Genomic DNA, 12,700 nt, shown 5'->3' with positions numbered 1-12,700 from the left:
ATGACTAACTCCTCACTCCTAACTCCTGTTTACTTACTCCATTGTCCGGATTAATTTGCTTCATAGCGCTTTAACAGCATAAGCAAAAACTCAGTAGCTGTCAGACGACCTTTGGGTGGAATAATCTCAATGGACGAATCTACCCAGCAGCCTTGTACAGTTTGGGGCGATCGCCATATGGACAAATGATCAACTGCTGGCTCTGCATAAAAGTTATTTTGCCCACAACCTAGCAAACAAGAACTCCAATGGGTGAAATAATCATGACTCATCCGATGAATAGGGAAATTACCCTGTAGTGGTACTCCCCATCCATCTATAGCAATAAACGCTTTGACACGACCACCCAAGAGTTGCCACAAATGCGCTGCTCCTATTGCCCCGACTACACCAGCACTAAAGCTAATGAATATAATTGGTGATTTTAAAGAGCCGGTCAAGCGATACCTGCGGTGAGCTACGCTAACGCATAAAAACTGCAAGATATGAAGTGCTGATAAAACTAAAAAATCTTTACCCGGATAAATCAGTATATTTTCGGCATTAGGAGCGATCGCGCTATTCCCAACTACATCTAATAATCCTACTCTAAAGCTTTCAGTTAACTCTGGCTCATGAATTCCAGGGCAAATAATTATACTCATCTTTAACATTACCTTTGATTTTTTGACTCTTCAAATGTACAGAGCTTTTTCAAAAATCAAGTAATAAAGTGTGTTAAGCTTTGCGCCTTTAAGAGAATATTTTGAAACTCTGAACTTGATGTTGGGAATTATTCAAGACTTAAATCTTGATAGAGGCATTTAGCAAAAAGCTGCACCAAATTAATTTCGCTGAAAACGCAACTTTTCGGAATATAACCGCTTTCGCTATTCCAGCAATATGGCAGATGGCACATTGGTTCAATTTTGCATACCCAATCCCCGACGTATGTTTTATATGTAAGGACTTACGCAAAATACCTCTCAAACTCTTATTTCACCGTGTTCTCTGTGTCTCTGTGGTTAGATTTTCCGTTATCTGTGCGTAAGTCTTGTATGTCTTTTGATGTATTATCTTGATTTTCCCATCTATCCTATCCCCCTGGGTGGGATAATAAGTTACAAGTGGGGAAAATGTGCAAACTATTCCCTGACTTTATATTTCTCTGCACTCTGGTTATATTGAGGAACTAATTGTGGTTGCCACGCCGGAAAAAGTACAACACACCCACGAGCATCTATCAGGTAAAGACCGTGTAGCCGTATTGCTCATGGGCTACGGCGAAGTCGAAAGCTACGAAGATTTCGCCAACTATAACGAACAGGCTTTAAATCTACTGACAGCAAAGTTCGCACCAGTACCAACCTGGATTTATCCTCCCCTGGCAAAGCTTTTGGCGCTATTTGACCGCCATGAGTGGGGACACACACACCACGATTTTATCTCCCCACACAATGCCATCTTTGAACAGCAACGGGTTGGGATTGAGAAGAATTTACAAGAAAAATGGGGTGATAAGGTTGAAGTTTTCAAGGCTTTCAACTTCTGTGCCCCTTTTCTACCCAATCAAGTTTTAGCAGAAATCAAAAACCAAGGCTTCTCGAAGCTGCTGATTTACCCACTGCTGGTTGTTGATTCTATTTTTACCAGTGGGATTGCGATCGAGCAAGTTAACAATGCTCTCGTTGAGTTGACTGATGGTGAGGAGCACTGGGTTAAAGCACAGCGTTACATTCCTTCTTTCTTCAACGAACCAGCCTACATCGATTTGATGGCTCATCTGGTTGAGGAGAAAATTGCTGAATTAGCAGGAGCTTATCTCCCTTCTCAAATCGGCATTGTGCTAATGAACCACGGTTGTCCCCATAAAGCCAAAGGCTTTACTTCTGGGATTGCCGAAAGTGAAGCAATGTACGATTTAGTTCGGGATAAGTTGATTAACCGTTATCCCCTAATCTCCGTGGGTTGGCTCAATCATGACACGCCCTTAATTGATTGGACACAGCCAAATGCAGAGCAAGCGGCAAATAACCTGATTCAACTAGGTGCAAAAGTGGTAATTTTTATGCCAATTGGCTTTGCCACAGAAAACCACGAAACTTTATTGGATGTACACCATATCATCCATGCTTTAGAGAAACAGCATCCTGGTACGAACTACGTGCAAATGGCTTGCGTCAACGACCATCCAGAATTTTTGGCTATGGCAGCCCAATGGGCTGATGCTCATATTGCAGAGTTGTTGTCAGAGCAAAGTTTGGCGGTTAATCCCCAACTCGCAGGGGATCACCATCATCACCACCATCATCATTAAGTAAAGTTTGAGTTTGTAGGGTGGGCAAAGCTTTGACCACCCTATAAACTAATTTACGCCCCGCAGCTTGCGAGTATTATCAACTAAACTCTGAGCAAATTCATCAAATCTTTGGGAGAGTTTCTCATCTACTAGCTTGCCTTCAGGACTGAACGCACCCCAAGCTTGTCCGATCGCAATTTGTTCAGGGATAGACCAACAATGCACCCATCTGGTAATTAACCGTAGTTCGTTTAGAGCGTTGCTATTAGACTGACCACCCAAGACACTAATAAATCCTGCCACTTTATCAGACAGCTGATCAAAGCTCATTAAGTCCAGAGCATTTTTCAGTACACCACTAACCCCACCATGATACTCAGGTGTCGCTAAAATTAATCCATCGGCCTGACTGACAGTATCCTGCAAACGCTGAACATCTGGGTATTCTGGATACTCCTTAGCCCCAGTGCAAAATGGTAGCTGCAATTGCTTTAAATCAAGAATTTCTACCTCTGCACCCAAGGCTTCTACTCTTTGCGTTGCAACCTGCAAAGCAAGCTCAGTATAGGAATTGGGTCTTAAACTACCGCCAATACCAACAATTCTCACCATAATTAACCCACAAGTTACTAACTAGCTACTATCACAAGGCTTTTTGTAAAACGAAGTCGTTATGACTATGTTTATCTTAGCTATTTGTATCGCAATGTGTCAAATTAAAATTTTGGAAAAAATTTTTGGTTTTTTCGCCCCCTAAGGGTAAGGCTTTGACCAACAATTTAGGAGCCAGTTGCACACAAGTCTTCTAGCTTCTGGCTTATGACTAAAGGCGGAGCTTTCCTTGCTCCGCTCCTGACTACTTCTTCGTAAAATTATCCAGGCTGATCGAGTTTATGCAATAGTCGAAAGACATTTGGGAATGTTTTTGTCTGGAAGTTAGACTAGATAAGAAAAGTGTAATTTCCAGTTATTACAATTTTTGCTAGAAGAATAGGCATAAAACCAGCGCTCAACTTGTGCCAGCAGACAAAGGGTAATTATTATGACAAATTTGGGAAAAAAAGCATTGATAAAAAGGCAGTCGTCAAAGCGCGTTGCTTGGGTTGGTGCGATTGCTGCTAGTTTGATTATGTTGCCAGGAATTTTCGGAAGTACTCCTGTTATGGCACAAAAAGCAGAGACCACTTCTCTAAATTATGGCGACTTGATCAAGAAAGCGAAGGCGGGAGAAATCCAAAAAGTAGAGCTTGACGAAACCGAACAGGTAGCAAGGGTTTATCTCAAGGGGCAAAAGGAGAATACACCACCGCAACAGGTGAGACTTCTGGCGCAAAACACAGAGTTGATTAACATTCTCAAAGATAAGAATGTTGATTTTGGCGAGGTTTCCTCTGCTAACAGTCGAGCTGCTGTTGGGCTGTTGATCAATTTGATGTGGATTTTGCCACTGGTAGCTTTAATGCTATTGTTCCTCCGGCGCTCTACTAATGCTTCTAGCCAAGCGATGAATTTCGGCAAATCCAAAGCTCGCTTCCAAATGGAGGCAAAAACTGGAGTTAAATTTGAAGATGTAGCCGGGGTCGAAGAAGCTAAAGAAGAACTCGAAGAAGTTGTTACTTTCTTGAAACAGCCTGAAAGATTTACTGCTGTAGGCGCACGTATTCCCAAAGGAGTGCTGTTAATTGGCCCCCCTGGTACTGGTAAAACTTTACTAGCAAAAGCGATCGCAGGTGAAGCAGGTGTACCATTCTTCAGTATTTCCGGTTCGGAATTCGTGGAAATGTTCGTTGGTGTGGGTGCATCTCGTGTGCGTGACCTCTTCAAAAAAGCCAAAGAGAATGCTCCTTGCCTAATATTTATCGATGAAATTGACGCAGTAGGTAGACAACGGGGTGCTGGAATCGGTGGTGGTAACGACGAGCGCGAACAAACCCTCAACCAACTGCTCACCGAAATGGATGGTTTTGAAGGTAACACAGGCATTATTATTATTGCTGCCACTAACCGTCCAGATGTTTTAGATGCAGCGCTGCTCAGACCAGGACGCTTTGACAGACAAGTGATGGTGGATGCACCGGATCTAAAAGGACGACTGGAAATTTTGAAAGTCCACGCCCGGAATAAGAAAATTGACCCTAGCGTATCATTAGAAGCGATCGCTCGCCGTACCCCTGGTTTTACTGGCGCAGATTTAGCCAACTTACTCAACGAAGCCGCCATTCTCACTGCGAGGAGGCGCAAAGAAGCTGTCACCCTTTTAGAAATTGATGCTGCTGTAGACCGAGTTGTTGCAGGTATGGAAGGTACCGCCTTAGTAGACAGCAAGAGCAAGCGCTTGATTGCCTATCATGAAGTTGGCCATGCTTTAGTGGGCACATTGCTCAAAGACCATGACCCTGTACAGAAAGTTACATTAATTCCACGAGGACAAGCACTAGGATTAACTTGGTTTACTCCCAACGAAGAACAGGGGTTAATTTCCCGTTCCCAACTCAAATCCAGGATTACTGCTACTTTAGGTGGCCGCGCCGCCGAGGAAATCGTTTTTGGTAAGCCAGAAGTGACCACAGGTGCAAGCAATGACTTGCAGCATGTGACAGGGATGGCGCGGCAGATGGTGACACGCTTCGGGATGTCAGAATTAGGGCCACTGTCCTTGGAAAATCAGAGTGCAGAGGTATTTTTAGGACGCGACTGGATGAATAAATCAGACTATTCTGAGGAAATTGCCGCCAAAATTGATTCGCAAGTGCGCGAAATTGTTAACAATTCCTACATCAAGGCTAAAGAACTGTTGGAAGAAAACCGCGTAGTTTTGGAGCGTTTAGTAGATTTGCTAGCAGAACAGGAGACTATTGAAGGCGATTTATTCCGCAAAATTGTTGCTGATAATGCTCACGTAACTGATGAAAAATTGGCTGTACCTCATTAATCAACTTTAGACTAGTGAAAATCTAAAGGCTCAGATTCCCGACTTTTTTAAGAAGTCGGGAATCTTTTTGTAAAAAAAGTTAGAAGGCTACCTCAGCCTTCCCAAAAACTAGCACAGACAAAGTCTTGCCACTGTAAAGCTTAGGCTATTGTATTATATATAGCCAAGCAATGTACTACAAGTGGACATAAACATCATGAAACATAGATTTTGGGCAAGCTATCTGCTTGCTGCTTTAGCATTTCTCCCCTTCGAGCCTGTAAGCACTACTCAGGTTTTGGCAACAGAGTCAGTTTACCAAGTGGCACAAGCCAAATCTGCTTACACCCAATATATGCTATTAGGCTATAATGAAACCAAACGAAGAAACTATAGAAAAGCTTTATTGAATTTTCAGCAAGCAGAGCGGCTACGTCCTGGAGATAGATATGCTACTGCTGCAATTAGAAATGTTAGAGGTTACATTCAACGGGGTAACGCTAGAAATCGTATCGCCTTTGTCCCAGGTAGACCTGGTAGGGTAAGGTCAGCAGGAACACGAGGAAGTTGCTTTCAAACTGGACAATATATTATTCCCCTGACACCAACAGATAAAGAAGCTCAACGAACTACAGCAGAGCGTCCCACATTCTTTTTCTACATTCCTCAAACCTCGACAACAGTGCAAGCACTAGAATTTGTTTTGCAGGATGATGATAGCGTTGACCCATTGTATAAGGGAACTTTCAAACCTGTTGGGCAGAATGGTATTGTTAGTGTAAACTTACCTGTTAATCAGCCATCTCTACAAATCGGTAAAGAGTATAATTGGACTTTTTCGATGATTTGCGATCTGAGTAACCGCGATAAAGACTCGTATGTAGAAGGCACAATTGTGCGATCGCAAGATGAAAACCTATCTCTTCAGCTAAACCAACCAAACACAGACTTGGATCGTGCAGTTTTATTTGCCACAGCTGGGTTTTGGGAAGATGCTCTGAGAACCTTAGCTAATTTACGTCGCCAGCGTCCTAACGATCCTGAAGTTCAGAAGTATTGGGAAGATTTGTTAAATTCAGTAGAAATTAAAGAAGTTGTAAATAAGCCTTTATTGCCCTGTTGTACTGCTCAGAAATAAGTTAAAAATTACTTAAAAACCCGGTTTTCATAGAGAAGCCGGGTTTTTTACCCTTCAATTTAAGATTAAGCGATCGCAAATACTTATGGCGTGGACGGTATCAATTCTCGCTAATTACTGCTGTAAGTCAAGCTGGTAGAGAAACAGGAAGTGCGATCGCCTTAGAAGAAAAATTAGTGATCATGCTACACAAACTCAATAGTTGAGTTGGTTAACTTGCATGACAAAGCTAGATTCTTAATGTTTTAGCTTATTAAAGAACCAAGCTAGATCGTCTTATTGACACTCAAAAATATGCATATTTCTCTGCAAACAGGCTAGCATGGATTGTAAAAGCCGTGATATCACGCAAATGCTCGTAGAAAAAGGTTTGTATTTTGAACGTAATATATGGAGAGACTAGCGCTAATCTAAATATGCATATACAACCCGAAAACACTAGTTAAATTTGGGGATAAGCAGTCTAAGGACTAAGTATACAGGGATTTGAACCTATCTCGGCTCAATTCCAGTTAAGTGTAAAATCGATTATTCTACACTTAACCTCTTACTACTACTTAGTCTTTATATTTGGTCAAATTATTCAAACTCAAAGTATGTTATCAAAAGCTAAAGAAATTGGGCGAGCAATTCAGTCTGCTTTAAAAGTTCCAGAGCAGTTGTTTGACCAAGCTGATCAGCAAGCTCAAGAAGGTGAATACCAAGCTGCACTTGATTTACTGGATCAGGCTCTTGCTCTAAGACCCAGAAATTCCAAGTTTTGGTATCAGAAAGGGAAAATACTAGCTTACAATCTTAAAAAATCGCTACAAGCCCTCGAAGCTTTTGATAATGCACTCAAGTTTGTTACTGACGACAACAATTTACGTACAGAAACTGAGAAAAACAATTTCTGCAAACAAGTTTTAAATGGTCGTGGCAATGTTCTAAAGGATTTAACTAGGAATAATTATGCCATTGATGCTTATCAAGAAGCACTAAAGATAGATCCAAGCTATTGGCAAGCTCGTAAGGGATGGGGATCGCTAATATTTAGTTGGTTTCATGAATACTCGACGGCTTTGGAAAAACTGGATGAAGGATTGCCGCTATCTCAAGCTCAACTAAAGCATTTACGTTCAGGAGTACGTAATTATCATAAACAAGGTTGTGGGCAACTCCATCGCGCTAAAGGAAAAATTCACTACAAACATGGATTGCGGCAGTCAGCAGATCCCTTCCCGTATTGGAAGGAGGCTGAGAAAAGTTATCAACAAGCTTTACGGTTTTTAAATGCTCAGACAAAAGAATATTTGAAGGTCATTGAGGATCTAATTCAAGTCTTTCTAGCTTTGGGAAAAATTCAGGAAGCAGAACATTTGCAGAGAGTAGGCTTAGATTTGTTGAACCGTTTATTAGCGGAGGCTAAAAGCTTTCGACAAAAAAGATTACTAGCTCTTGAATTTACAGGTTTCAATCAGTTAACGGTAGATATCTTGGTAAGGAATGGAAAAATTTTAAAAGCTTGGCAAACAGCAGAAGAAGGAAAAAATATTTGTTTGAAGTGGCTGTTATGGGAGCAGGATTTGTTAATTCCTACGTATGAACAAACTCAGCAGTTTCTCAATACTTCAACAGCAGCAATTTATTGGCATCTCAGTCCCGCTGCGCTGACCACTTTTGTTTTGAAACCCAATACCCCAGTTCCTGTCCTGATTAATTCAAGCCCATCTAGCAACCACAGCAAAATACCAGAATCTCTAAAACGCTTACTGGAATTTGAAAAGTGGGTCAGCGACTGGGATCAAGTATATTCAAACTACCGAGATAAGGGTAAAGAGGAGACTAGAGACCAGCAGAACAATCCTTGGCGAATCACTATGGACACTACTTTGGAGGAACTCAAACGCATTCTGGATATTCCTGCGATTGAAGCTCAACTTACTGGTGTCAACGATCTGATTTTAATTCCTCACCGGGATTTACACCGTTTTCCCCTCCATGCTCTGTTTAATGAGCGTTTTACTATTGCCTATCTACCTAGTGTTCAAGTTGGACTGAATATGCAAAATCAAGATCCGATGGAGGGATGGCATACAAAACCGTTATTAAATGTAGACGATCCTGCAATTGACGGTATTGATCCAATGCCCTATGCTCAACTGGAATCCGCAATAGTTCGGCAACTGTTTGCCAACTCCACTGCTATTATTGGAGACCAAGCTACCAAAGCTAATGTTATTGAGAAGTTAGATAACAATTATCATGTATTTCATTTCACTGGACACGGAGAATACAATAGCGATCAGCCGGAAAACTCTCGACTTGGCTTGGCAAATGACGATTATCTGAGTGCAAAGGAAATTAGCCAGTTCAATCTTGAGTCCTGTGATTTAGTGACAATTGCTGCTTGTGAAACCGCTTTGACCGGAAACCAAACTATCACCACTGAATATGTCGGGCTAGTTAGTGCTTTTCTGCGGGCTAAAGTTACTAACGTCCTTAGCTCCTTATGGACAGTTGAAGAAACTTCCAGTGCTTGGATTATGATTCGGTTTTATCAATTTCTTCAAGAAGGTATGCCTCCAGCAAGGGCACTGAATCAAGCACAACAATGGCTCCGCACTGTTACGAGTGCTGACCTTGCAACTTGGCTCTGTACTCTTAGCACTCTAGAAGGCTTAGATCCATTAATTAAACAGGATTTAGAACAACAAGCATATAGCATTCTGGAAGAATATAGTACAATTGAACTATTGTCTTCTCCGTATGCTAATCCCTACTACTGGGCAGCTTTTACCCTCACTGGAAGAGGTTTTGTATGAATTCCTTTGAAGCTAGAACACTTGAGGCTTTTCTGAGAGCTGTTTCTCAGATGGAAAAACCGCTGTCGCAGGATTTACACCAGGAAATTCTTAGAGTAGGCCGTGCTTTAGAAAATCATGAGCTTGAAGTTATAAAAGAGATACCAAGCTTAGTGAAACAGGATATTGTTCTCAATGAGCAATATCAATCTGCCTATAAAAATTTACTAAAGCAGTACCAAGCTCAGGAACGAACAAAGAGTTTAGCAATTGCAGTAAATGGATCAACATCGCTTGATCTTGAAAGTCAGATTGCTCAGATTTTGAACGCAGATGATATCCCTGGAGCAGCAAAGAGGTTCATATCTCGCTTGGATTCTCACCTAGCAGATAGTTCTAAGCAAGCTGACTTTTGGAAACGGGGCGATCGTGTTATGGCGTTAGCAAGCGGAGGTGCATTTCTGGGAGTTTTATTAGCTCAAATTCCTGGTGCTATTATTGGTGGACTGCTTGCCGCTATCTATGCATGGTTTACCGACCCACAGACTAGATCGGATAGGAATGGTTAGATGACTCAGAAATATCTATACGCAGCTTGGCTTATTCTTACTATTTTTGCTGCACTGATCATTTTGCTTATACGTGGTCGTCGAACCTCTAAGTGGAAACTTGAATTGAATGAAGTATTTCACATAGCACTTGCTGTTTCCGGGGGAATTTCTGGTAGCTATTTAATATCTAAAACATTGACACATTACGATAGCCTTGAGAAACTTGTCAGTAATGATGGTGTAGTTGCAATGGGACTCGGTGGACTAGTCTCCGTTTGGTTGTGTATACGTACAATTGGGGAATTAGCTGGAAAACCTTGACTTATTTTTTGCTAGAGCTACACAGTTAAGCAATTTCCAAAGCTTTTTGGTACACTATTTTAGAAAATCGATATCACGAGAATAGGCGATCGCTCATTGCAATTGCCAGTTTATTGCTCAAAATCTAGAACGCAGTTGCTATGATCAAACGCCTGCTTGTGGTAGAATCTCCGGGAAAAGTCAAAAAACTCAGTCAAATTCTGGGTTCGGATTGGAAAGTTTTAGCCAGTTGTGGTCACATCCGAGAACTGAGCAATGAAGGGGACGATTCCTTGGGCTTTGTCATGGACGGTAGTAATGTCAGATGCAACTACGTCCCGCGTGACCAACGAGCGAAAGAAACAATCCAGAAGCTCAAGTCTGCGGTGAGGCAAGTTGATGAAGTTGTTTTAGCAACTGACCCAGACCGGGAAGGTGAAACAATCGCTTGGCATCTCAAAGAAACGCTGGGTTTAAGGGAACCGAAACGAGTAATTTATACTGAGATTACAGCATCGGCAGTGCAGAGTGCGATCGCTAATCCCAGAAAGCTAGACCAAAATTTAATCGGTGCTGGGTTGTGCCGAGATTGCCTAGATAAGTTGGTAGGTTATAAGGGTAGTCCTTTAGTTTGGGCATTGAATAACGGCGCTAAGAGTGTTGGCAGAGTCCAAAGCGCGACGTTGCACTTGATTTGTCAGCGAGAAAACGAAATTCTGGCTTTTGTCCCCCAAGATTACTGGAGTGTTTGGGTCGATTATGCTGAAGGATTTCGGGCTTTTTACAAAGGGACGGTTGATGCTGCAAAAGATGCAGCAGAGCAAGAAACTGAAACTCACGATGACGCAAAGGTAGGTAATAATCCAGAAACACCGGAGTCTAAGCGCGTTCTTTCCGAAGCAGAGGCTACACGTTTAGTAGAAGAAGCACAGCGACATCCTCATCAGGTGATTCATTTTGAAGGAAAAATCGTTAACCGCCAGCCACCTCCACCATTTACAACTTCTAGCCTTCAGCAAGCAGCCGGTTCAAAGTTGAGGTTTGCTCCTGATAAAACCATGATTGTCGCCCAAAAGCTCTATGAGGCAGGGCTGATAACATATATGCGAACAGACTCAGTAATGCTGAGTCCAGAATTTTGTGCCAGCGCCCGTAAATGGTTAGAGCAAAATGATCCGCAGAATGTACCGCAGCAAGTCGCCAAGCATCGCAGTAGCAAATCGGCTCAAGAAGCACATGAGGCGATTCGTCCAACGGATGTATTTCGTCCCTCAGTTCAATTGCGTTTAGAACTTCCTGATGATGAGTTTAATCTGTATGTGATGATCTGGAAACGCTCAATTGCCTCTCAGTGTCGTGCTGCTCAATTGCGTAAAACTCTGGTGATTACTCAGTCTGGTTCTCTACTGTGGTCAGCTAGAGGGCAAGTGATTGAGTTTTACGGTTATGCCCGGTACTGGAATAATCTCAGCAAGGACAGTGTTTTACCTTCATTACAACAGGGACAAGCATTGAAACTGGAGAATGCTGGACATGAGCAGAAGCAGACGCAGCCACCACCCCGTTATAGCGAACCAAAATTAGTGCAACTGATGGAACGTAAAGGAATTGGTCGCCCAAGTACCTATGCTCCTACTGTTGCTACTTTAAAAAAACGAAATTATGTTGAGTTGAAAAAAGACCATCTGCAACCGACAGCATTAGGGTTAGAAGTTGATGCGTTTTTGCTCAAAGCATTGCCTGATTTACTAGAGGCAGAATTCACAGCGAAAATGGAAGATGCTCTTGATGCAATTTCTGAAGGAAAAAACTCTTGGCAGCATTATTTAACTAGTTGGAATCAGAATTATTTTGTACCAGCACTTTCAAAAGCTAAAACTGTAGTTGCCAGTTCCCCAACAGGTAAAGCTCATGTGATAACTGAGCGGAAATATGAAACTTCCAAGACTCGATGCCCTGAATGCAAAAATTTTCTTGCCAAAATTCCGAGTAGTAAAGTTAAAAAGAAATATTTTCTCAAATGCACAAAAGGTTGTGAAAATGTCGTGTTGTTTTGGAGCGACTTTAACAAAACTTGGCAGCCACCACAAGCTAAAACAGTCCAAGCTGAAAATCAACAAAAGCCTCCCGTGAAAATGACGGCATATCCCTGTCCAGTATGTAAGAAACCTTTAGAGGAGTACAGTTACATCAAAGAGGGGCAGAGTAAAAAAATGTTGCGATGTTCTGACCCACAATCGCGTAAGGATACCAAACATAAAGATGTGGCTTATTTCAGTACGCCAAAAGGGTGGTGGAGTCCTAAGTTTGGGGAGATATCAAAAACTTAACTAATTTTAGTTATTAGTGTTGCAGGTCACTACATTTAGTCTTTTACTTACTCAGTTTCTTTAAAAATATCCTCATCATCTTCAATTTCATCAGATTCCTCTTCATCCTCCTCAGAAGAGTCAAGCAAATCTCGAACTTCAGCAAAGGAGTCATCTGATTCAGAAGATTCCTTTATCTGCTCATCAATCAAATCAACTTTAGGTAATATCATGTCCGGTAAATGACTTACGATTAAACTCCGATTTTATTCGACCAATGAAAACCAGTTAACCCTTGAATCAAATCTTGCATTTGTAGCAGAGATTGGCATCGATGAAATAAAACTTCCTCCAAATCATCTAGGGTTTCAAACGATTGATTGGCGATCGGTTCATCAACCAAAGTCCACAATCTTTCTGCGGGTTGTAA

The 12,700-nt window shown here is 41.8% G+C and carries 10 protein-coding genes; 7 read left to right on the top strand and 3 right to left on the bottom strand.

The genetic code is table 11. From position 1 onward, the window contains the following. Positions 1-50 precede the first annotated feature (50 nt). Positions 51-644: a hypothetical protein gene (locus RM347_RS12785; protein ID WP_322720395.1), complete on the bottom strand. Its 594-nt coding sequence runs from the start codon at positions 642-644 to the stop codon at positions 51-53. Positions 645-1,177: 533 nt separating this feature from the next. Here RM347_RS12785 and RM347_RS12780 point away from each other — a divergent pair. Further along, entirely contained in the window at positions 1,178-2,296 is a 1,119-nt protein-coding gene (locus RM347_RS12780) for a ferrochelatase (RefSeq protein WP_322720396.1), read from the top strand. A gap of 48 nt (positions 2,297-2,344) precedes the next feature. Here RM347_RS12780 and RM347_RS12775 read toward each other — a convergent pair whose 3' ends face one another. Continuing rightward, positions 2,345-2,890 (bottom strand): NADPH-dependent FMN reductase, encoded by a 546-nt coding sequence (locus tag RM347_RS12775; protein WP_322720397.1) that lies wholly within the window; start codon positions 2,888-2,890, stop codon positions 2,345-2,347. A 430-nt stretch (positions 2,891-3,320) separates the two neighbouring features. On the opposite strand from RM347_RS12775, the gene ftsH reads away from it, so the two are divergent. The 6 genes from ftsH to topA all read left to right on the top strand — a co-directional run bounded on the left by ftsH (position 3,321) and on the right by topA (position 12,291). After that, entirely contained in the window at positions 3,321-5,210 is a 1,890-nt protein-coding gene (gene ftsH, locus RM347_RS12770; protein ID WP_322720398.1) for an ATP-dependent zinc metalloprotease FtsH, read from the top strand. Between the two features lie 196 nt (positions 5,211-5,406). Then, positions 5,407-6,327: a DUF928 domain-containing protein gene (locus tag RM347_RS12765; protein ID WP_322720399.1), complete on the top strand. Its 921-nt coding sequence runs from the start codon at positions 5,407-5,409 to the stop codon at positions 6,325-6,327. 596 nt (positions 6,328-6,923) lie between these two features. Then, a complete protein-coding gene (locus RM347_RS12760) occupies positions 6,924-9,131 on the top strand; it encodes a CHAT domain-containing protein (protein WP_322720400.1) in 2,208 nt (735 codons plus the stop codon). Further along, positions 9,128-9,679, top strand: coding sequence for a hypothetical protein (locus RM347_RS12755; protein WP_322720401.1), 552 nt, complete (start codon positions 9,128-9,130; stop codon positions 9,677-9,679). Before RM347_RS12760 ends, RM347_RS12755 begins: the two co-directional genes overlap by 4 nt. 105 nt (positions 9,680-9,784) lie before the next feature. Further along, on the top strand, positions 9,785-9,982 hold the full coding sequence (locus RM347_RS12750) for a hypothetical protein (protein ID WP_428850549.1): 198 nt from the start codon (positions 9,785-9,787) through the stop codon (positions 9,980-9,982). Between the two features lie 140 nt (positions 9,983-10,122). After that, complete coding sequence (gene topA / locus RM347_RS12745) at positions 10,123-12,291, top strand: type I DNA topoisomerase (RefSeq protein ID WP_322720403.1); 2,169 nt, start codon at positions 10,123-10,125, stop codon at positions 12,289-12,291. Between the two features lie 47 nt (positions 12,292-12,338). On the opposite strand, the gene RM347_RS12740 is transcribed toward topA, so the two are convergent. Further along, a complete protein-coding gene (locus tag RM347_RS12740; RefSeq protein ID WP_322720404.1) occupies positions 12,339-12,503 on the bottom strand; it encodes a hypothetical protein in 165 nt (54 codons plus the stop codon). Positions 12,504-12,700: the final 197 nt, after the last annotated feature.

Source organism: Nostoc sp. ChiQUE02 (genome assembly GCF_034531305.2).
Classification (GTDB): domain Bacteria; phylum Cyanobacteriota; class Cyanobacteriia; order Cyanobacteriales; family Nostocaceae; genus Nostoc.
The sequence above is the reverse complement of the archived record's forward strand: the minus strand, read 5'-3'. Positions and strand labels throughout refer to the sequence as shown.